Raw genomic sequence first — 21,986 nt, 5'->3', positions numbered from 1 at the left:
GCGTCACGTCTGAAGTTCACTAGCATTCTGGTCCGCAGTAACGTCCGGTAGCGAAGACACACAGGAGTCTTGCTATGGAAGAGTTACTGATTCTGGTCAGCCCAAAAGACCGCCAGACCGGCTTCGCCCCCAAGATGCAGGTCCATCAAAAAGGACTGCGTCACCGCGCCTTTTCCGTGTTTATTTTCGATCGCGACGCACGTCTGTTACTGCAACAGCGCGCACAGGGCAAATACCACTCGGCAGGCCTTTGGACCAACACCTGTTGTGGCCATCCGCGTCACGGTGAACGAACGCTTGCGGCAGCACAACGACGGTTGCATGAAGAAATGGGCCTGTCCTGCAAGCTGTTGAAGGTCTCGACGCTGCTCTATCACGAATCAGTCTCGAACCAGTTGATCGAGCACGAATACGACCATGTATTTGCTGGCATCTGCGATATCGATCCTGTTGCCAATCCTGAAGAAGCGCAGGATTGGCAATGGCTTGAGCTGTCGAAAATCCCCGATGCCCTCCACGCCACGCCGCAGATGTTTACCGCGTGGTTTCACCGGATATTTGAACGGTTTGGCCTCGACGGCGTGCGACATTGGCAAGAGAGTGCCGTGAGCTTCACACCGAGCCGCCGGCCAAAGCCGCGCTGGCAGGTACCGCCGCTGTATTGCCCGATGCCTGTCAGAATCGATGAGGCACTCGCCGCAGAAGTCGATGAACGGCTTATGAGCTGGATCGATAAAACCGGTATTTTCGCTGGCCAGCAGCACAAGATCCGTGCCTCAGGATTCGGCAGGTTCGCCATGTTGTGCCATACCGACACCGACGATCCGGATCGTCTGCTGCTATCGGCCCAATGCATCGCCGCATTATTTGCCGTCGATGACTATTACTGCGATGACGAAAGCACCGGGTCGGTACCGGCACTCGTTGGCTCGCGTTTATCCATTGCACTCGCTGCACTTGAACCTGCACACCTGACCGAAGGTTTTCGCACTGATCTGGAAAAGGCACTGGACAGCGATCCCGTGCTGGTAGGCCTGCGCGCATACATGGGGCGGGTCGGCGAATTCGCCACACCCGCGCAAATCGCCCGGGTCCGTCATGAAATCATCGCCATGTTCGTCACGATGACTGCCGAAGCCGCCTGGCGTATCAACGGCGTGACGCCTGCCCTCTGGGAATACCTGGCTCAGCGCCAGACCAACAGTTTTCTGCCCTGCATGTCGCTGATCGACATCATCGGTGGCTATGAGCTGCCGGCCAATGTTTATTGCGCTCCGGCCGTGCGGCGGGTCACGACGCTGGCCGCCAGCGCAACCATCATCGCCAACGATCTGTTTTCGGCGCCCAAGGAAAGCCTGGCTGAAGTAGGCGACTTCAATCTGCCGCGGCTGTTGATGGCGGAACAGGGCTGCTCAATCGAAAAAGCCATGCAGCTCAGTGCAACTATTCATGACGATGTGATGCGCCTGTATGAAAGCGCCGAACAAGCGCTGCTGACGGATCAAAACCCGCAACTGCAGCGTTATCTGGCAGGGGTGAAAAGTTGGGTGGCGGGCAGTCTGGAGTGGCATCGCCACAGTGGTCGATATCAGATCTGACGGGGACAGGCCTAGTGGCTTGGGTGAAGATGATTTCGGGCTCGGCATGAACTCTCACGGGTGCCCGCCAGTCAGCTGATTAAGTCCCAGGTTCCCGGAGTTTCGCGACAATGGCCGATCACCCCGAAAGCCAAAGCCCCATCGACGCCCACGGTATTATCGGCGACATGCGCAGTGCCGCATTGGTCAATGACAAGGGCAGCGTGGATTTTTTCTGCTGGCCGGAATTCGACAGCCCATCGATCTTCTGCGCACTGCTGGACAGCCCCGAGGCCGGGATATTCCAGCTGTCCCCGGACTTGCCCGATGCCCGTCGCGAGCAAATCTACCTGCCGGACACCAACGTATTGCAAACCCGCTGGCTCAGCGATCGCGCCGTGGTCGAAGTCACCGACCTGCTGCCCATCGGTGACAGCGAGGACGACCTGCCGCTGCTCATGCGCCGGGTACGGGTGGTCAGCGGCAAGGCAACTTTTCATATGTGCTGCGCCGTGCGACACGACTATGCCCGCGCCACGACCCGTGCCCGTCTCGATAAAAAAACGGTGATTTTCGAAGCCACCGATCAACCTTCCCTGCGCCTCGCTGCGGATCAGGCGTTACACATAGCGGCCCATGCGGCCGTCGCCGAATTCACCCTCGAACAGGACCAGACAGCCGAATTCCTGCTCGGCGCCGTCGACGATCCGCGCTTCAAGGAAGGCGCTACGCAACTTTGCCTGCAACGTACCTTGAAGTTCTGGCGCGACTGGATCGGCCAGTCCAACTACCGCGGTCGCTGGCGGGAAATGGTCAACCGTTCAGCCCTGGCGATGAAGCTGCTGACCTCGCGCAAACATGGCGCCATCCTCGCCGCTGCAACTTTCGGCCTACCGGAAACCACTGGCGGCGAACGCAACTGGGACTATCGCTACACCTGGATCCGTGATGCCTCCTTCACCGTGTATGCCTTCATGCGTTTGGGCTTCGTCGAAGAGGCCAATGCCTACATGCGCTGGTTGCGCGGACGGGTCAGTGACTGCCGCGGCCGGCCGATGAAACTCAATATTCTGTATGGCATCGATGGTCGTCAGGAACTGCCGGAAATCGAACTCACGCACCTGTCCGGTCATGGCGGGGCGACACCGGTGCGCATCGGCAACCTGGCCTACGCCCAGGTACAACTCGACATCTTCGGCGAGCTGATGGATGCGGTGTACCTCGTCAACAAGTACGGCGAAGCCATTTCCCACGAAGGCTGGAAGCACGCTGTGGAAGTGGTCGATCAGGTTTGCGAAACATGGAACCAGGAAGACGTCGGCATCTGGGAAATGCGCGGCGAGCAACATCACTTTCTGCATTCGCGCCTGATGTGCTGGGTGGCGCTGGACCGGGCGATCCGTCTCGCCTCGAAACGTTCGCTGCCGGCCCCGTTCGCCCGTTGGGACCAAACCCGCCAAGCCATTTACGCCGACATCTGGGACAACTTCTGGAGCGAAGAGCACGGGCATTTCGTCCAGCACATCGGCGGCACCGGCCTCGACGGATCAATGTTATTGATGCCCTTGGTGCGCTTTGTCAGTGCCAAGGACCCGCGCTGGCTGGCGACCCTCGATGCCATTGAAAAAAACCTGGTGCGCGACGGCATGGTTTACCGCTATCACAACGAACACACCCACATCGATGGCCTGCCGGGCACAGAAGGCGCGTTCGCTGCCTGTTCCTTTTGGTACGTTGAATGCCTGGCCCGCGCCGGACGCTTGGAAAAGGCCCATCTGGAGTTCGAGCAACTGCTGCGTTATGCCAACCCGTTGGGACTGTACGCCGAAGAGTTCGACAGCCACGGGCGGCACATGGGCAATACGCCGCAAGCGCTAACGCACCTGGCATTGATCAGCGCTGCGTGTTTTCTCGATCGAAAATTGAGTGGCGAGAAGAGTTTTTGGCAACCTTGAACGGGGTGTTGAACCGGCGGTCAATGGACGCTTCGCCTCAGGTTTGTCGAATGCCCATGCCCTACATTTTTTAAACGAAATCGCTGGAAATACCCTGTTGCCAGCCGCAACAACCCCACCTAACATTCCGAATCAGCGGGTACAGCGGAGCTGTCCAACATCCCCGAATTCAAGGAACCAGAATGTCCCAACGCATCCATCGCAGCATCGACCTGCCCCTTCGAACCGGCCTCAATCGCGACCAACTGTGGGACGCCTCCGACAAGGGCCTGATCAAATGCTGGGAAGTCGGCCGCCAGCGAGCCGCCCGCTTCCCCGACCTGGCCCAACAATGCCTCGCCGGCGAACTGCCGGTGCTGGGCTGGAAAGGTGGCGTCAGCCGCAGCCTGAAAAAACTCGAAAAATACGGTTCACTCAAATACCTCGCGCAGTGGCAGGGCTTGCGTGGGGAAGATCTGGATGTGGATTTGGGCGAAGAGCGGACGTTGACCTGCTCACGTACGAAAATGGTGGTGACGTTTACGCCGGATCGGGCGAAGTATTTCAATCAGGTGACGGAAGTGGAAACAGGCGACTAGACACTGACCGAGAACCGCTCACGATAAGCCTGCGGCGTAACCCCCATCGCCCGCAGAAAACTACGGCGCAAGGTTTCTTCGCTGCCGAACCCGCATTGTGCGGCGACCCGTTTGACCGGTACGCCGGTATCGCTGAGCAATCGGCGCGCGGTTTCGACCCGGATCAGTTCAATGGCCCGGGCCGGGGTCTGGCCGGTCTCGGCGCGGTAATGACGGACGAAGCTGCGCTCGCTCATGCCCGCCTGGAGTGCCAGGGTGGGAATGCCAAGATCTTTGCCGAGGTTTTCGCTGATCCAGGCATGAAGTTCGTCGAATCGGCTGTCTTCTTTCTGCAGGGACAGGGTCACGCTGAATTGCGATTGGCCACCGGGGCGCTTGAGAAAGACCACCAATTGCCGGGCAACTTCCAGGGCCATGTTACGGCCCAGGTCGGCTTCCACCATTGCCAATGCCAGATCGATGCCGGCGGTCACCCCGGCCGAGGTCCAGACCGGGCCGTCGTTGATGAAAATCGGATTGGGCTCGACCCGCAATTGCGGATGCTGCTGCGCCAGCTGTTCGCATCGGGTCCAGTGGGTGACCACGCGACGGCCATCCAGCCAACCACTGGCCGCCAGCAGGAATGCCCCGGTGCACACCGAGGCCACTCGTCGGCAGCCTGCTGAATGCTCGCGTACCCAGGTCACCAAGGGCTGATCCTGCGCCGCTGCGTACACCCCCCAACCACCCGCGATGATCAAGGTGTCACTGCCCTGTCCCGGTAACGGCTCGGCCAACAATGCCAGCCCCGCCGAAGACATCACCGCCCCGCCGCCGCTGGCAATCACCGTCGGCGCATACGGTGCTGGCAAGCCTTGCTGACGGGCGATGTCGTTGGCCGAGGCAAACACCTGCAACGGTCCGGTGACATCGAGCAACTGCACATTGGCGAACGCGAGTACGTGAATGGTTTTCGGCATTTTGGCGTAATTCGTGGGGGGATTGGCGTATGCGCCAAATCCTAGGCGCCTACAGTGAAGTCGTCCAGCCACTTCAGGAGAAAAACACCATGACTTTGCAGATCGGTTTTCTGTTGTTTCCACAGGTGCAACAACTCGACCTCACCGGCCCTTACGACGTGCTGGCCTCGTTGCCGGACGTTAAAGTGCATCTGATCTGGAAGGACTTGATGCCCATCACCGCCAGCACCGGCCTGCTGCTGAAACCGACCGTCACCTTCGACGAATGCCCGGCGCTGGATGTTATCTGTGTCCCCGGTGGCAGCGGCGTCGGTCCGCTGATGGAAGATGTGCAAACGCTCGCCTTCATCAAGGCGCAGGCCGCAAATGCGCGTTATGTGACGTCGGTCTGCACGGGCGCACTGGTGCTCGGCGCGGCCGGTTTACTCAAAGGCAAACGCGCCACCACGCACTGGGCCTATCACGAATTGTTGACGCCGCTGGGGGCGATTGCGGTGAAGGACCGGGTGGTGCGAGATGGCAACCTGCTGACCGGTGGCGGTATCACCGCCGGCATCGATTTTGCCTTGACCCTGGCGGCAGAGCTGTTCGATCAGGACACCGCCGAGCTGGTGCAATTGCAACTGGAATATGCCCCGGCCCCGCCATTCGCAGCTGGGAGCCCGGAAGCTGCGCCAGCCGGTGTGCTGGAAGAAGCCCGAAAACGCGCAGCGGCCTCGTTGAAACTGCGCAGGGAGATCACCGAACGCGCAGCGGCGAAGCTCAATCGGCAATAAACAATGGCTGCGGGACGAATCATCCCGCAGCCAGACTTTTCGATCGCCCATAAAAAAACCCGCCGAAGCGGGTTCTTCCAAGACCATTACGACTCCCTGTCGTGAGCAATCCTTGCAAATGGCCGATCATCCATGATCCTGAGCACTCCTTGTGCTTCAGTGGATGGGGCCAGAATACGCATCGGATCCAATCCGCAATAGACGACATAGTTGTTACGGCGTGTAAGACATTCGCCATAGCACCCCTTCCGAAAACCCTTGGGGCCCTAAGGCATCACGCTTCGCAGCCGTAAATATTCGGGTTGAACGCATGGCCGTCAGTCACCTTCTCGCTCACGGGCCTTGGCGTTCTCGGCCAGAAACTGTTCGAGTCTGCTCAACTGCTCCTCCCAGCCACGGCTATCCATGTAATACGCCTCCTTCTGGCGTACGTCGGGAATGTGCGCGAACCCCGACTCGGAAACCTTGAGCAGCGTGCCGTCCTCAAAGTCTTGCAATTCGAATTTCACCAGCGTGGTGGGTTCCTGCGAGTAGTCGATCTTCGGATTCACCGCATAAGGATGCCAGCGGAAGGAAAACAATTGCTGCGGCTCGACCCGCTCGACCAGTACATTCCACAGCACATGCTCGTAACCGGGATACGTCACCTGCCCCTGCGTCCACTCGCCGGCAATGAAGCGCCTGCCTTCAAGCGCCACGCCGAACCATTGCCCGAAGGCCTCGGCATCGACCAATGCGCGCCATACATGGGAGCGCGGCGATTTAAGCGTGATTTTGCGCTCAAAACTATTGGGTACTGGTTTCATACGTCACCTCCTGTACTGAACAACAGTAGGCTTCTAAGACCACATGTCCAGCCTGAAAGTTGTATGCAAGCAGATCAACTGTCGTAATCGTGCACCTGACAGCGACGCAGGCTTCGCTACACTGCCCCCTACTTTCATCGCCACCGCGAGATTTTTTCCATGTTCGTACGCTTTTTCCTGGCACTGACGTCCTTGATGTTCGCCACCCTGACCCATGCCGCCGTGAACTGCGACAACGCCACCGATCAGGCGACGATGAACCAGTGTGCGTCGCAGCAGCATGCGACGGCTGACAAGGAGTTGAATGCGCTTTACCAGCAAATCACTGGCCGCCTGAAAGGCGACCCCGACCGCAAGAAACTGCTGTTGGGCGCGCAACGTTCGTGGATTGCGTTCCGCGATGCCGAGTGCAAGTTTTCGGCGTCTGGTGTGGAAGGCGGGAGTGTTTATCCGCTGATCTACAGCAACTGCGTGACGGAGTTGACCAAGGCGCGGGTCGAGACATTCAAGACCTACCTGAAGTGTCAGGAGGGGGATTTGGGGTGTCCGGTGCCGGGGGTTTGATTCTCTGTTGTTCTTGAGGGCCTCATCGCTGGCAAGCCAGCTCCCACAGTGGTGTGGTCACAATCGTGTGAACACCGCTGAACCCTGTGGGAGCGGGCTTGCCTGCGATGACGCCAGATCAGGCAGCGCAATTACCGGACAAAAATCTGCGCCGTGGTAATCGCCATATCCCCACCCGGCAACTTGATGCTTCCCGTCTGTTTCAGGCTGTCGGCATCGAAGATCGCCACATCGTTGAAGGTCCCTGCCAGGTAAATCTTGCTGCCATCCTTGTTGAAGGAAATGCAGTAGTAGGAGTGATCGAGCGTCGCGGCCTGGAGCATTTTCTTCTCCTTGATGTCGTACTTGGCCAGGCGATTGAGCACGCCGAACATCAGGTTCGGGTCTTTCGGCGAGCGCATGCCGCTGAAGTAGATTTCGGTCAATGGCCCGAAGTCGGTGGTTTCGGTCTTGCCGGTTTTCAGGTCGACGCTGAACAGGCCATACAGGTATTCGGCGGTGGCCGGGTCCTGCTTCTTGTCCTTGAACTTTGCGGCGGTGTACAGCAGCGAAAAATCATGCCGGTAGGTCTGCTGGTTCCACACGTAGAGCACGTCCGGCGCGCTGTAGTTCGCGCGTTTCCAGTGACGACTCGGGATCAGCACGTCGAACTTGCCGGTTTGCACATTGACCTTGTAGACGTCCGCCCCCGCCACATACAGCGTGCCGTCATCACCGCTCTGCATGATGGTCAGCTGCCGCGGCGCCGGGAAACTGCGCACAGGCTTGGCGTCCATGCCGCCGTCGGTCTTGTACACATCGAGCCGAGGCTGCTGCACTTCGTAGCGGTCGTTCATCCTCAGCGTCGGGTTGGCAACGGTGTACAGCTCTTTCCCGTCGTGGCTGACCGTGAAAGCGAACATCGACTTGGCTTTCTCGCCCGGCTTCTGGGTGATGCTGGCGTGGAACACCTGTTTGCAGCTGTCCAGCTCAACGCCGTAGACATCCGCGTAATGATTGTTCAGCACGTAGGCGATCTTGCGATCCGGCGACAACTGCACGGTGCCGGGTCCGAAGGCGTCAGGCATCTTGCAGGTCTTGAACAGTGTGTCGGTAGCCAGGTCAATCACGTGCAGGTTGTTGGGGTAGTTGGTGGTCAACATATACTCGTGACCGTCTTGCAACGCGGTATTTTCCTCGGCCAGAACATTGACCGAAAGGCTGCTCATAACGGCGAACGCGGCCAGGCCGCAGGCTTTGATATTACGCATGCTGGAATCCTTCTGATGTCCGATCACTTGTCTTTCGGAAAGACAGTGCCGAGGTTGCGCCAGTTGTCGTTGGACGCTTGGGCATCCTTGTTCCAGTCCGGGTAAGTGCTCATCATGTCCGGCACCTGCGCCGGCCACCAGCATGGGTCGGAGCAGCCATAAAGGTCTGCCTCCATCGGCTGGCACAGCGACGACACACCGCCGAACGCATCGATTTCCCAACCTGGGTCAGTGGTCGAAGCGCAGCCCGCCACGGAGCTCATCGCCACCACTTCTTCGATGCGGTTTTCATCCGCGGCCTGATCCAGCTTCAACGCTTTGTTATTGATTGCCTTGAGATGTTTCATATCAGTGAGCCTTGCGCGGAGTGATGTAGCTGCTGATGAACGCAGGGTTGTGAGCCATGATCCGGGTGTAGACCTCGATGCCGAAGTCGACCCAGTCACGCATCAGTTCGCAATAGTGATAGGTCGGGTGAGTCGGATCGCCGTAACGGGCGTAGCTCTCGTGGTAGCAACCGCCGGAGCACAGATTGCGAATCTGGCAGTCTTCGCAGCCGGTGTTGGTACGGTCCAGGCGTTGCGACAGGAAGTCGTTCAACTCCACCTGCTTCACGCCGCTGTGGACGTTGCCGAAGGTCGGCAGGCTCGAACCGGTAAAGCGGTGGCACAGGTTCAGCTCACCCTTGTGATCGACCGCCAGCATCTTCAGGCCCGCGCCGCATGGCAGGGCTTTTTTGTGGCCTTCATGGATGTCGGTGATCAGTTGGTGCAGGTTGGAGAAGCCGATGTTGCGGTGCTCAAGCGCCGCTTCCAGATAACGCCGACCGAGCTTCTTCATGTTGGCGAAGACTTCGATCAGTTCATCGCTGGTCAGGTTGAACGTACTGATGTCGCCTGAGGTGACCGGGGCAAAACCAACCTCGGCAAAACCCAGTTCATTGAACAGGTGATCCCAGATGGTTTCGACGTCGGTGACGCCCGTGGTCAAGGTCACGCGCGCCCCCACCGGACGGCTGTTGTAGCGCGACAGCAGCATCTCGGCCTTGCGCCGCACCACATCATAAGTGCCCTGCCCGCCGACGGTAATGCGATTGCGGTCGTGCACGGTTTTCGGCCCGTCGATGCTGACCGACAGACCGAACCGGTGCGCATTCAGATAGTCGACGGTCTCTTCGGTGAGCAGCGTGGCGTTGGTGGTCATCACGAACTCGACGAACTTGCCGGCCTCGGCAAATCGTTTCTCACAATAATCGACCATGTACTCGATCAGCTTGCGATTGCTCAGCGGTTCGCCGCCGAAGAAGACTACGGTGAAACGCTCTTCGTCCGGCGATTCGCGCAGCAGCATTTCCACCGAGGCAATCGCGGTTTCGACGTCCATTTTCTTGCCGGCTGACGGCTTGTCGAGATCTTCCTTGTAGCAGTAGGTGCAACTCAGGTTGCAGCCGGTGTTGACGTTGAGCACCACGGTATTGATCGCCGTGCGCTCGACGCGTTTGGTGGCGATGTCCGGGGTCAGCGGTGAGCCGTCGCTGACCAGTTCCAGGGCCATCAGCTCGCGTAGGGTTTCGGTGATTTCTTCACCGTTGAAGCGCGCAGCCAGACGCTGGATCAGGTCGTCCGAAGAACACCCCGGTCCACGCAAAGTATCGATGATGGTGCCTGTCAGTTCATCGCTGGCGAACAGCGAACTGCTGGGAATATGAAACAGCATGCGGTCGGCATCGACGTGCACTTCGTGCAGATTACGCTCGACCAGATTCAAGATAGCGCCCATTGCAACCTCCTGTGCAGGCCCCGGGGTACGGGGCTTGCGGTCATTCCGAAAAGTGTCTGTAAACGCTTGCGTTCAGTCAGCTCAAGGAATGGGTGGATTGTTCCAGCGTTGCACGGTGACGATCATGTGGCCTTCGCCGGTCAGGGATTTCCCTGCGTCATCGACGGCGGCGATCACCTTGAGGTTGCCGGCATTGTTGGTGGACATTTTGCGCGCAGGGTTCGGCCCGGCGTCGCCCGGTGTGAATACGCCAGTGTCGGCCTGCATGGTGCCGGCGAACTTGACGTCTTCGTCTTCCTTGGCGCGATCGTCGAAGGCCTCGACCTTCCACTGCGCCGGGAACACGCCGATGCGATATGGCTTGCCGTCAGTGCCCTTGCCCCAGGCTTCGGCATCGAAACGGCCCTGGACTTTCGGCGTCGAACCACCGCCATCACCGATCCGCGCCACCGAGAATTCCGGTATGACCTTGACCTGATCGATCTTGCTGTAGACCGACAGGCTCGGGCCTTTCAATGTGCCGACGGTGACCACGCGCAGGCCCGGCTGGGCATTGGCGGCGGCCTTGAGCTTGACCTTGATCTGCTCCGGGCTCTGCGAGACGACTTCGACCACTTCCACGCCTTTGCCGAAGTTCGGTTTTCCGGAAAGACCGCTGCCGATCAGGGTCACTTCGGTTTCGCTGCCGGCCTTCACGTAGCCCGGTTGCACCGCCAGCAAACGCTGGGAACCCTGTTTCGCAGCGACGAAGTCCAGACCACGCTCATCGTGCTCGGCCTCGAACATCCGGCCCTGCATGGCATTGCCTTGGGCGGCGAATACCTGGCGCATGGTCACGCCGTCGATGCTGACATTGCCGCGCCATTCATAGCCGGTGTAGAGAATCGCACTGCCGTCGCCATTGAACGGCGTGCCGTCGGCGTACTGGCCTTTGACGCTGACCTTGAAGGTGTCGCTGCCGTCAGCAGTCACGCTCATGACACCGGCCAGCTCGCCTTTGCCCGGCAAGTGGCCGCTGAAGCTCCAGTCGCCTGCCAGCGCCTCGCTCTTCGGCGCGCTGCTCTGCCATTTTTTCCAGGCCGGGTTGTCCAGCGGATAACGCTTGGCCAACAACGGCACCATTTCTTTGCGGGCGAGATCGAACCAGTCGCGGTCGCGGGACAGCGCCTGATATTCCAGGGACGGCCATTGGCCAAGGTGGAAGTTCACCAATCGCTCCCATTCCTGGGCCGGACGCCGCTGCAGCGCGACCCGCGCACCGGAGTGGCAGCGGCCGCACATTTGGCTGGTCTGATCGTCGAACTGCTCGACGGTGTTGAGCCGGCGCTCCATGGCATAACGCACGCCGTCGGTTTCGCTCGGCGCCAGCCCCTGAGTGTCGGCAAGGTACTTGACCAGCGTGCGGCGATCTTCATCGCTGATCTGCAAACCGTGCATGGTCTGCATGCGGGCGATGCTCATCAGCCAGCCTTCCGGCGTCTTGCGCTGGTGGCTGATACGGCTCAGGGCGTTATTGGCTTCAGGGGTGTGACAGCCCTGACACGTTTCCTTGAGGATGGTCTGGGCGTCGCGGGCTGCCAGGCTGTAGGGCGAATGCAGGGCTATGCAAGCGGCCACGGCCAGCAGGCCGGCGCTCATGCCTGATCGGAGTCTTCTCTTCATCAACGTCTAACCTCGCACGGTGCTTTCTTATTTTTGTGGCTTATCGTTTTTTATGGTTTCTGCCGTCGGCGGCGAGCCGCTGACGGAGGCAAGAGAAACGTCTGCGATGAGCAATACACGGAGCGTGCCAGCTTATGAATAACTCTTTGAATCAATGACTTGCCATAATCTACCTGGATTTTCGACGGGCATATCAACGGCGGGCACGTTCTATTTCGCGACAGCTGTTGCAACCTGAGACAAGCATAGCTGCAGCCTTTGTAGGAGCGAGCCGGCTTGCGATGGACGTACGATAACGTTGGGTGTCTGGCTGCACTGGTTGCCTGGACGTTTTTCGCGAGCAGGCTCGCTCCTACAGAGGAGATGAGATTCTCAGTTCGTCGCAATTTGCGACGTTTATCGATCACGGGATGATCCGCAGAGAATCTGTGACGCCCCGACAAACAGGGCCTTCGGGCCAAAAAATCACAACTGGCACAGCCATTGCGAAAGACCTCGTCACAACGAACAAGACGAGGTTTCATCATGTCGCTTCCAAACCTGCTTCCAGCCACTTCGGCATTCATCCAGCGTGCCCCGCGCATGCTCATCGGCGGTGACTGGGTCGCAGCCGCCGACGGCCAGACCATGCCGTTGCACAACCCGGCCACCGGCGAGGTGCTGTGCGTGGTGCCGCGAGCCACCGCAGACGATGTCGACCGCGCCGTACTCACCGCCCGCCAGGCATTCGATGATTCCGCCTGGACCCGCACCCGCCCCCGTGAGCGACAGAACCTGCTATGGAAACTCGCCGACCTGATGCAGCGCGACGCCGAACTGCTGGCGCAGCTGGAATGCCTGAACAACGGCAAAAGCGCCGCCGTCGCCCAAGTGATGGACGTGCAACTGGCCATCGACTTCCTGCGCTACATGGCCGGTTGGGCGACCAAGATCGAAGGCTCGACAGTCGACGTGTCGGCACCGTTGATGCCCAACGACCAGTTTCACAGCTTCATCCGTCGTGAAGCGGTGGGCGTGGTCGGTGCCATCGTCGCCTGGAATTTCCCGCTGCTGCTGGCCTGCTGGAAACTCGGCCCGGCCCTGGCCACCGGTTGCACCGTGGTGCTCAAACCTGCGGATGAAACCCCACTGACCGCACTGAAACTCGCCGAACTGGTGTTGGAAGCGGGCTATCCGGAAGGCGTGTTCAACGTCGTCACCGGCACCGGCATCACCGCAGGTTCCGCCCTGACCCATAACCCGCTGGTGGACAAACTGACCTTCACCGGCTCGACCGCCGTGGGCAAGCAGATTGGCAAGATCGCCATGGACTCGATGACCCGGGTGACGCTGGAACTGGGCGGAAAATCACCGACCATCGTCATGGCCGACGCCGACCTGAAAACCGCCGCAGCCGGTGCTGCCAGCGCAATTTTCTTCAATCAGGGACAGGTCTGCTGCGCTGGCTCGCGCCTGTATGTGCAGCGCAAGCATTTCGACAATGTGGTGGCCGACATCGCCGGTATCGCCAATGCCATGAAGCTCGGCAATGGCCTGGACCCGAGCGTTGAGATGGGGCCGCTGATTTCGGCACGTCAACAGGAGCGCGTCTACGGCTATATCGAAAAAGGCCGGGAAAGCGGCGCCACCATCGCCTGCGGTGGTGAGCAATTCGGGCCGGGCTTTTTCGTCAAACCGACGGTGATTGTCGACGTCGATCAGAAGCACTCGTTGGTGCAGGAAGAAATCTTCGGCCCGGTACTGGTGGCGATTCCCTTCGACGACGAAGCCGATGCACTGCGCATGGCCAATGACAGCCCTTATGGACTGGGCGCAAGCATCTGGTCCAATGATCTGGCAGCGGTGCACCGGATGATTCCGCGGATCAAGTCCGGTTCAGTGTGGGTCAACTGCCACAGCGCCCTGGACCCGGCACTGCCGTTTGGTGGCTACAAAATGTCGGGGGTCGGGCGTGAGATGGGGTATGCGGCGATTGAGCATTACACCGAGCTGAAGTCGGTGTTGATCAAGTTGTAATTTGTGGCACCCGTGACCCACTGATCGTTCCCACGCTCTGCGTGAAAATGCATCCTGTGACACTCTGCGTCACCTTCTGAAGTGGAACGCGGAGCGTCCCTGACGGCGTTCACACGCAGAGCGTGGGAACGATCAAACTCAAGGTTTGTACCCTTGAGTCAACAGCCACCCCCGAACCACCCGCCCCTGCTCCACCGTCAACCCCGCCAACACTTGCTCTGCAGGTTCGCCTTGCTTCAATCGCCGCACCAACGGCGCCAGTTCAACGCCCTGCACATGCCAGATCCCCAACGGCTGATCCGCTGTAATCACCACCTCGGCTTCATCGACAAAGCCATCACACAACACCGGCGCCCGCTCAATCCTCAGCGCAGCGAAATCCGCCTCGGCATGGGCCACCTCGGCATCCGGCCATTGCTGCCGCGCCTGCCAGAATGGCTGATCGGACCAACGCTGCTCATCGGCATAGAAGTCCCGGCCAATCCGCGCAAAGCGCAAAAACAACTGTTCCACGCGCTGCTGGTGAAAACGCTTGGCCAGCGCCGCGCGCTCGGGTTTGTGCAGCAACGTGTTGATCACCGCCGGCGCCTGCAACGCTGACGACAGGGACTGGAAGATGCCGTTGCCCGACAGCGGGTCCACTGCCATCGCCGCATCCCCCACGCGAATCCAGTTTTCGCCACACACCTGCGGGCTGAGGATCGCGGTGCTGCTGCGGGCATGCAGCTGCAAATCGACTTCAACCTGATCGGCGAAAAATGCTCGAGCCACCGCCGATGCCCGGCGCCGCTGTCGGCAGTATTCGAGCAACATCGCTTTGCCTGGCAACTCGGCACTGGTGACGTCCACCGTCCATTGCCAATAACACTGACCGTCGGCCCGTCGCGCCATCCACGCCCAACCGTCCGCCAGGCTTTCCACGGCGCTGGCGGTCTTGCCGGGCGAGCCTTGCCAGCGATTGAGCAGGCTGACCGTCTCCGGCCCGCGCATCCCCTTGCCAAGGGCGGGCGCCTGACGCCCGCGGGCATCCACCAGAAAATCGGCGCTCAACGCCTCCTGTCCTTCGATCTGGATGCAATGCCTGGACGGTGACGTCTGGACGCCCATTACCCGGCCTTCGATCAGCGAAACACCGGCGGTACGCAAGTCTTCGCGCAGGCCGCGATCGAAGCTTGGACGATCCAGCAAAAACTCGATGTTCTGCGCGTGTTGCCGACCGTTCCAGTTCACTTGCCGTTGTGACGGCAACGCAGCATTCGCCAGCGCTTGATGCAACCCCGCGCCGCGCAAGGCGTCGAGAACCCGCACAGACACACCTTCGAGCGCCGCAAACCGACGCCACTCACTGACCAGCGTGACGGCATGACCCAGCCGCCGTAATCCCAGCGCCACCGCCGCACCCGCAGGCCCGGCACCCAAAACGACAATCATCGCCATGCTCAGAAGCGCCTTTCCGGTCCGCGATAACGAGCGTTCTGCCGCAGCCACTCGATGATTTGTGCATTGCTCGCCCCGGGCTGTTCCACCAGGAATCCGGCGATGTGTCCGCTCAATGCCGCGCAACCTAGACTGGCCCCCGACTGCCCCGGATAAGTGCCGTGGACACACGCGGCGAAATCCGCCTGGGCGCTGTTGAGCCACGACCATTCGAGTTCGGCGCAGCGGGCATCGCCGGTCACTCGCAGCACCTGTGGGTAATTCGCCGGATACACGCCTTCGCCCTGGGCCGGGCTGGATGCGCAAAGCAGCACGCCACGCGCTACCGCTGCGGCACAGGCCGCCCGCAACAGGCTGCGATCCTGACGCAAGCCGAGGCTCAGATTGATCAGGCGCACGTCCTGCGTCACCAGCCAGTCAATCGCCGAGGCGATCTGCAAGGCACTGGTGACGCCGCGCTGATCGAACACCTGCGCCACGCAGAACTGCGCCGACGGTGCGCGTCGCCCAATGGCTTCGATCACTGCGCTGCCGTGGCCCAAGGGATCTTCGCGCAAGTCGCTTTCGGCCAGGCCGTCCTCGACCAGTGAAAACCTGCGCCCGGCCACGACCTGCACCCGCTGCGCTGCCGAGTGTCCGCTGTCCACCACACCGATACGCAACTCAGTTTTCATAAGGCTCAGGCTTCATGCAGCACCGCTTTCGAAACCAGCACGCCGTCTTGCAATTCAAAGCGCAAATCGGCATCGGCCAGGGTTGAGGGACGATGGCTGATCAAGATGCGCGTGCGCCCGGCAAACAAGCGGTCGATGGCCTCGATCACTTCACGTTCGGTGGCTTCATCCACCGCGCAAGTGGCTTCATCGAGTACCAGGATCAGAGGGTCCTGCAACAGCGCGCGGGCAATCGCGATGCGTTGTTTCTGGCCCCCGGACAATTGCTGGCCGCGCTCACCCAGCGGACTGTCCAGACCTTCGGGCAAGGACGCGATCAGACTGTCGAGCTGCGCCAACCGAGCCACTTCGGCAATCGCTTCGCGACTGGCATCCGGCACCGCGTAAGCGAGGTTGTCGGCCAGGCTGCCACGAAACAGTACGATGTCCTGACTGACCACGGCGATGCGTCGCCGCAGTTGGAACAGGTCCAGTTCACGCAGATCGACTTCGCCCAACAGCACACGGCCCGACTGCGGATCATGGTGCCGCTGCAGCAGGTCGATCAGGGTCGATTTGCCGGCCCCGGAGCCACCACTCAGGGCAACTTTCAAACCGTAGGGAATATGCGCCTCGATTCCGCACAACGTAGTCTGCCGACCGGGATGGCTGAAGTGCACATCCTCGAAACGCAGCTCGCCAGAAGCAGGCATCGGCTTCGGTGCAGCCGGGGTGAACACGGTCGGCTCTTCACCTCGCAGTTCCATCACCCGACCAAGACTGACGGTCATCCGTTGAATCGCCACATACAGTCCCAGCAAACTTTGCACGGGCCCGACGGCCATGCCCAGATACGTCGAAAACGCGATCAGCGCACCGAGTTGCCAGGTGCCCTGCACCACCCAATAGCCGCCAATCAGAAACGCACAGGCGCGGGACAGCGAGGTCAACGTACCCGGCACGGCCTGGGTGAAAAACTCGGTGACTTGCAGGCGCAGCAACTGGCTCATGTAGCCCTGCCCCAGCGTCTCCAGACGTCTCGCTTCACGTTGCTGCTGACCGGCGGACTGGATGAATTTCATCACCGGCAACGTCTCGACCATGAACGACGACATATCCGCCGAGCGTTCGCGCAACTGCCGTACATCGCGCTCGACCTTGCGCCGCATCCAGCGTAGCCAGAGCACATCGAGGGGAATCAGCACCAACGCCAGCAACGAGAGTTTCCAGGACAAGGTCAGCAGCATCGCCACCGCCACCGCCAGCCCGATCACGCTGGACACCGCCGAGAACAGCGAGTCCACGGCAAAGCGCTGAATCTCCGCCACGTCACCATCAAGACGAGACATCAGATCGCCGATGCGTCGCTGGCCGTAGAAGCTCGGCGACAGGGTCTGCAAATGCCGATACAGGTCATCGCGCAGGGCAAACAGCATGCGCCCGGACAACCGCGTGTGCAGGTAGCGATTGATGCCCGACAGTGCCGTACCGAGCAATCCGGCGACGATCATCAACCCGGCGATGAGCACCAGCATCGGGAAGTCGCGTGCCAGCAAACCATCGTCGATCAGCAGCTTGGTCAACCAGGGCTGCACCAGTACCAGCGCCGAGGCGCACACCGACAAGCCCAGTAGCCCGGCAATCGCCAGTCGATGGGGACGCACGAAGCTGTAGAGCCAACGCAACGCCGCTTGCAGGGCCTCGGGGTTCTGGCTGTCGATCAGCCGAACGATCAGGCGCTGCATCACGAGCGCAACTGTTTGAGTTTGCGATAAAGGGTCGCGCGGCTGATACCCAAGGCGTCAGCGGCGGCCGAGACGTTGCCCTGATGGCTGTCCAGGGACTGGCGGATCATCTCCAGTTCGTTTTCCCGAATACTGCCGACTTGCGGACGTTCAGTCGCGGTCAATTCATCGAGCATGCTGTCGGGCAGGTGGTCGAGGGTCAGCACTGTTTCTCCCGGCTCGCGCATGGCCAGCGCGGTGCGCAGAACCATCTCCAGCTGACGGATGTTACCCGGCCAGTGGTATCCGGCGAGCACGCGGTCCAGATCGTCATGCAGGACGACGTCAGGCGCATCGAGTTTGCTCAACATGCGACTGACCAGCCCTGCGAAATCCTCGCGCTCGCGCAAAGCGGGGAGCATGACGCTGATGCCGTTGACCCGGTAAAACAAATCTTCGCGAAAGTGCTTTTCCTCTACCAGGCGCTTGAGGTCACGGTGAGTGGCGCAGATCAGCGCGATGTCGATGTCCTGTTCTTCGCCAGCGCCCAACGGCGCCACCTTGCGGTCTTGCAGTACCCGCAATAACCGAGCCTGCAAGGCCAGCGGCATGTCGCCGATTTCATCGAGAAACAACGTACCGCCATGGGCCTGTTGCAAGCGACCGACCATGCCGCCACGACGCGAGCCGGTAAACGCGCCTTCGCGATAGCCGAACAGTTCGGACTCGATCAGACCTTCGGGGATGGCCGCACAATTCACCGCGACGAAGGGTTTGTCGCAACGGGCACCGGCCATGTGCAGGGCGCGGGCGATGACTTCCTTACCCGTGCCGGTTTCGCCCAGCAGCAACACCGGCAGCTCGTTGGCCAGGCCTTGTCGGGCCATGCGCAAAGCGCGGGCGTAGCGGGCATTGCTGCCAGCCAAAGACTGGAGATCGGGTTGGGGTTGGGCTTTAGCGGTTTTGGCCACGCTACGCGGTGGAGTGCTGACATTGATCGTGCGTTGCGGCGCACGCAGGGTCTTGTAGAAAAATTCGCCTTTGGCGGTTTGCAGGCTGCCGGCGCCACCTTGATGCAGGCGTGCCAGCAATTGCAGGCCATCGACACCAAGAAACTCTTCGCAACGTCGGCCTACCAGTGCCGAACGCTCGGCATGCAACAACTGGCAGGCTTGCGCGCTGACCGCAAGGATCTGTCCGCCGAGGCTCACTGCCAACAGGCCCTGCCAAGGGGATTCGAGGTATTGCCGACGGCTGTGGAATGCCAGGACGATTTCGTCCGGATAACTGGCGTTGAACACCCGGCTCTCGATCTGGCTGACAGCCATGGCCAGCAACGCGGTGCTGTCGTGGGCGCGGCCGAGCGGGCCTTCGCGGGTCAGATCAAGGACGCCGAGGATGTCACCCTGCGGACAATGAATGGGCACCGAAGTGCAGGAAAAGTCACTGAGGCGATCCAGGTAATGTTCGCCGCAATCGATCAGGGTTGGCCGGGCTTCCACCAGCGCAGTGCCGAGGGCATTGGTGCCCCGGGCGGCTTCACTCCAGCAGGCACCGAGGGTAATGTCCTGCAGGCCGCTGCCCTTGAGGCGGTCGGCGCGCCCTTCGACAGCAAGAATGGTGGCATCGGAATTGGCCAGGATGATCAAGCCATCCTTGCCCTGACGCTCGGCCAGATAATCGATGGCCGGCAGTGCAGCGTCGATCAGCAAGCGATTGCTCGCCAGCAACACGTCCACGCTCGTGCTCGATTCCAGTGCCAGTTCATGCTTGGCATTGAAATGCACACCATGGCTGAGACTGCGCCGCCACGAAGCATCGATTTCCGCCCGCAGGACGCCGTCCGGCACTTCGCCTTCCAGATGCAGCTTTTCCCTGGCCAGCCGGGCTTCGCGATGCAGTTTGGGGGAGTTTGTTTTTATTAGCGTCATCAAGCGCTCCGGGTCATCCGCCCTGCGCCTTCAAACATCGGCGCCCTGGAGCAATCTTTACGTTAACGTCAGGGCAATGGCAAGTGCCGTAGGGCGCTTGTGTTCCGCCAGCTGGCACAACTTCACACGTGGGGATCGCCGGGAGCTTTACCGGGTGTAGCGTATTGCGGCTTGAGATGACCGTCCTGATCGAGCAGCCATGCGTCCATGATCTGCCGCACCACAGGTCCTGCAACCCGGCCACCGGCTTCACCGTTTTCGATCATGACCGAAATTACGATCTTCGGGTGTTCTGCCGGGGCGAACCCGACGAACAAGGCATTGTCGCGGTTGCGCTCACGGGTCTTCTCGCGGTTATAGCGCTCGCCCTGCTTGATCGCCACCACTTGCGCGGTGCCGCTTTTGCCGGCGATGCGATACTGCGCGCCTGCCGCTGCGGCGCGTGCAATTCCGCGCGAGTCGTGCATGACCATCTGCATACCGTGGTTTACCTGCTCCCAGTCACGGGGGTCCTTGAGCAGAATGTTTGGCATCGGGTGCTCGTCCACCGGTGCAACACCGTCCACGGTCATCGCCAGATGCGGTCGGTTCCACACCCCTTTGTTGGCGATCAGCGCCGTCGCCTGGGCCAACTGCAGCGGTGTGACCTGCATGTATCCCTGGCCGATACCGAGGATGACCGTCTCCCCCGGGAACCAAGGCTGACGGCGCGTGGCGCGCTTCCAGGCCTGGGATGGCATCAACCCTGACGACTCTTCGTACATATCCAGGGAAACTTTCTCACCCAGGCCAAACATTGCCATGTAGTCGTGCAAACGATCGATGCCCAGCTTGTGCGCCAGGTCATAGAAGTAGGTGTCGTTGGAACGCATGATCGCCGCGTCCATATCCACCCAACCGTCGCCGCTGTGGTTCCAGTTGCGGTACTTGTGATCGAAATCCGGGAGCTGGTAGTAACCCGGATCAAAGACTCGGGTCTGTGGCGTGACAACGCCGGCGTCGAGTCCGGCAATCGCGACTTCAGGCTTGATGGTCGAGCCCGGTGCGTAGAGGCCGCGCAGCACTCGGTTGAACAGCGGCCGGTCGATCGAGTCACGCAGCGTCGAGTATTCCTTGGCGCTGATACCGGTGACGAACAGGTTCGGATCGAAACTTGGATTACTGACCATGGCCAACACTTCGCCGGTCGAAGGATCCAGTGCGACGACTGAGCCGCGGCGATCACCCAAGGCTTGTTCCGCGGCTTCCTGGAGCTTGACGTCGAGACTCAGGACAATGTTTTCCCCGGGAACCGGATCGGTGTGCTTGAGCACGCGCAGGACACGACCCTGGGCATTGGTTTCGACTTCCTCGTAACCGACATGGCCGTGCAGCTGCGACTCGTAGAATTTTTCGATCCCGGTCTTGCCGATGGATTGGGTGCCGCGATACTCAACCGTATCCAGCGCCTTGGATTCTTTCTCGTTGATACGTCCTACGTAGCCAACCGAATGAGCGAAGTGCTCGCCGAGCGGGTAGTGTCGAACGAACTGCGGCTCGACATCCAGGCCCGGTAAGCGGAACTCGTTGACCGCGAGCACCGCGATCTGCTCCTCGCTCAACTCATAGAACAGCGTTACGGGCACGAACGGGTGGCGTGCTTGTTTCAACGCCTTGTCGAACAGCGTGCGGTCTTCAGCGGGCAAATGCAGAAGGTTGACCACCTCATCCAGCTCTTCATTGACGTCGGTAGCGCGTTCGCGGGTGATGGTCAGGTTGTAGCTGGGCCGATTGTCCGCGAGCACCACGCCATTGCGGTCATAGATCAAGCCACGGGTAGGCGTGATCGGCAGGACATGGACGCGATTGTTCTCCGAAATCGTGGAGTGATAGTCGAATTCGACGACCTGCAGCACGTACAAACGCACCACCAATGCACAGGTAATCGCGACGACGAAAAAAGCACAAGCCATCAGTCTTTTGTTGACCAGACGGGATTCTTTTTCGTGGTCTTTGATCGGGATGGGGCCGGGCATTTCTCAAGCAACTCTGTGAAAAAAGATACCGATCCCTAAGCTTGGAAACAGTCCGTAAAAAACGAGCTGCACCATACCAAAACTGCTAAGTCACTTTCGTGTAACTTTATTTAACTTGTAACGGACATGCATTTCCCCGGGTACTTTTCGCCAGGCAAAACAAAACCCCAACTGCTTTCGCAATTGGGGTTTCGGAATTTAGTCTTGACGATGACCTACTCTCACATGGGGAAACCCCACACTACCATCGGCGATGCATCGTTTCACTTCTGAGTTCGGGATGGGATCAGGTGGTTCCAATGCT

17 protein-coding genes and 1 rRNA gene are annotated in these 21,986 nt (G+C 60.1%); 6 read left to right on the top strand and 12 right to left on the bottom strand.

The window, feature by feature from the left end; translation table 11 throughout:
- The first annotated feature begins 74 nt into the window (after window positions 1-74).
- The 3 genes from ASD60_RS26975 (at window position 75) to ASD60_RS26965 (ending at window position 4,110) form a co-directional block, all read left to right on the top strand.
- Window positions 75-1,598 carry a family 2 encapsulin nanocompartment cargo protein terpene cyclase gene (locus tag ASD60_RS26975; protein WP_056856938.1) on the top strand — a complete coding sequence of 508 codons (1,524 nt, stop codon included), beginning with the start codon at window positions 75-77 and terminating at the stop codon, window positions 1,596-1,598.
- Between the two features lie 110 nt (window positions 1,599-1,708).
- Window positions 1,709-3,532, top strand: a complete 1,824-nt coding sequence (locus ASD60_RS26970; protein ID WP_056856937.1) for a glycoside hydrolase family 15 protein — start codon at window positions 1,709-1,711, stop codon at window positions 3,530-3,532.
- A gap of 182 nt (window positions 3,533-3,714) precedes the next feature.
- Window positions 3,715-4,110, top strand: coding sequence for a hypothetical protein (locus ASD60_RS26965; protein ID WP_056856936.1), 396 nt, complete (start codon window positions 3,715-3,717; stop codon window positions 4,108-4,110).
- Here the strand turns inward: ASD60_RS26965 and ASD60_RS26960 are convergent.
- The gene (locus ASD60_RS26960) at window positions 4,107-5,069 is read right to left on the bottom strand and encodes a GlxA family transcriptional regulator (protein WP_056856935.1); all 963 of its coding nucleotides are present in this window, start codon (window positions 5,067-5,069) and stop codon (window positions 4,107-4,109) included. The two genes, ASD60_RS26965 and ASD60_RS26960, sit on opposite strands and share 4 nt — an antisense overlap.
- A gap of 89 nt (window positions 5,070-5,158) precedes the next feature.
- Between ASD60_RS26960 and inhA the strand changes: the two genes are divergently transcribed.
- The gene (inhA, locus tag ASD60_RS26955; protein ID WP_056856934.1) at window positions 5,159-5,845 is read left to right on the top strand and encodes an isonitrile hydratase; all 687 of its coding nucleotides are present in this window, start codon (window positions 5,159-5,161) and stop codon (window positions 5,843-5,845) included.
- 317 nt (window positions 5,846-6,162) lie between these two features.
- Here inhA and ASD60_RS26950 read toward each other — a convergent pair whose 3' ends face one another.
- Window positions 6,163-6,651 (bottom strand): SRPBCC family protein, encoded by a 489-nt coding sequence (locus ASD60_RS26950; protein ID WP_056856933.1) that lies wholly within the window; start codon window positions 6,649-6,651, stop codon window positions 6,163-6,165.
- 159 nt (window positions 6,652-6,810) lie between these two features.
- On the opposite strand from ASD60_RS26950, the gene ASD60_RS26945 reads away from it, so the two are divergent.
- Entirely contained in the window at window positions 6,811-7,215 is a 405-nt protein-coding gene (locus ASD60_RS26945) for a lysozyme inhibitor LprI family protein (RefSeq protein WP_056856932.1), read from the top strand.
- 131 nt (window positions 7,216-7,346) lie between these two features.
- Here ASD60_RS26945 and peaD read toward each other — a convergent pair whose 3' ends face one another.
- The 4 genes from peaD to peaA all read right to left on the bottom strand — a co-directional run bounded on the left by peaD (window position 7,347) and on the right by peaA (window position 11,906).
- Window positions 7,347-8,465: a quinohemoprotein amine dehydrogenase subunit beta gene (gene peaD / locus ASD60_RS26940; RefSeq protein ID WP_056856931.1), complete on the bottom strand. Its 1,119-nt coding sequence runs from the start codon at window positions 8,463-8,465 to the stop codon at window positions 7,347-7,349.
- A gap of 23 nt (window positions 8,466-8,488) precedes the next feature.
- Window positions 8,489-8,812: a quinohemoprotein amine dehydrogenase subunit gamma gene (gene qhpC, locus ASD60_RS26935; protein ID WP_008016081.1), complete on the bottom strand. Its 324-nt coding sequence runs from the start codon at window positions 8,810-8,812 to the stop codon at window positions 8,489-8,491.
- A 1-nt stretch (window position 8,813) separates the two neighbouring features.
- Window positions 8,814-10,244: a quinohemoprotein amine dehydrogenase maturation protein gene (gene peaB / locus ASD60_RS26930; protein ID WP_056856930.1), complete on the bottom strand. Its 1,431-nt coding sequence runs from the start codon at window positions 10,242-10,244 to the stop codon at window positions 8,814-8,816.
- Window positions 10,245-10,325: 81 nt separating this feature from the next.
- A complete protein-coding gene (gene peaA / locus ASD60_RS26925; protein ID WP_056856929.1) occupies window positions 10,326-11,906 on the bottom strand; it encodes a quinohemoprotein amine dehydrogenase subunit alpha in 1,581 nt (526 codons plus the stop codon).
- A gap of 525 nt (window positions 11,907-12,431) precedes the next feature.
- Here peaA and ASD60_RS26920 point away from each other — a divergent pair.
- Window positions 12,432-13,922 carry an aldehyde dehydrogenase family protein gene (locus ASD60_RS26920; RefSeq protein ID WP_056856928.1) on the top strand — a complete coding sequence of 497 codons (1,491 nt, stop codon included), beginning with the start codon at window positions 12,432-12,434 and terminating at the stop codon, window positions 13,920-13,922.
- Between the two features lie 138 nt (window positions 13,923-14,060).
- On the opposite strand, the gene qhpG is transcribed toward ASD60_RS26920, so the two are convergent.
- The 6 genes from qhpG to rrf form a co-directional block, all read right to left on the bottom strand.
- Entirely contained in the window at window positions 14,061-15,359 is a 1,299-nt protein-coding gene (qhpG, locus tag ASD60_RS26915) for a flavin-dependent monooxygenase QhpG (protein WP_056856927.1), read from the bottom strand.
- A gap of 2 nt (window positions 15,360-15,361) precedes the next feature.
- The gene (gene qhpE, locus ASD60_RS26910; RefSeq protein ID WP_056856926.1) at window positions 15,362-16,033 is read right to left on the bottom strand and encodes a subtilisin-like serine protease QhpE; all 672 of its coding nucleotides are present in this window, start codon (window positions 16,031-16,033) and stop codon (window positions 15,362-15,364) included.
- Window positions 16,034-16,038: 5 nt separating this feature from the next.
- Window positions 16,039-17,757, bottom strand: a complete 1,719-nt coding sequence (locus tag ASD60_RS26905; protein ID WP_056856925.1) for an ABC transporter ATP-binding protein — start codon at window positions 17,755-17,757, stop codon at window positions 16,039-16,041.
- Entirely contained in the window at window positions 17,757-19,667 is a 1,911-nt protein-coding gene (locus tag ASD60_RS26900; protein WP_056856924.1) for a sigma-54-dependent Fis family transcriptional regulator, read from the bottom strand. Before ASD60_RS26900 ends, ASD60_RS26905 begins: the two co-directional genes overlap by 1 nt.
- A gap of 122 nt (window positions 19,668-19,789) precedes the next feature.
- The gene (gene mrdA, locus ASD60_RS26895; protein WP_056856923.1) at window positions 19,790-21,682 is read right to left on the bottom strand and encodes a penicillin-binding protein 2; all 1,893 of its coding nucleotides are present in this window, start codon (window positions 21,680-21,682) and stop codon (window positions 19,790-19,792) included.
- Window positions 21,683-21,884: 202 nt separating this feature from the next.
- Window positions 21,885-21,986, bottom strand: a 5S ribosomal RNA gene (gene rrf, locus ASD60_RS26890); the annotation flags it as partial.

The sequence above is a fragment of the Pseudomonas sp. Root562 genome, from assembly GCF_001427125.1.
Classification (GTDB): domain Bacteria; phylum Pseudomonadota; class Gammaproteobacteria; order Pseudomonadales; family Pseudomonadaceae; genus Aquipseudomonas.
This window is presented reverse-complemented; position numbering and strand designations above follow the sequence as displayed.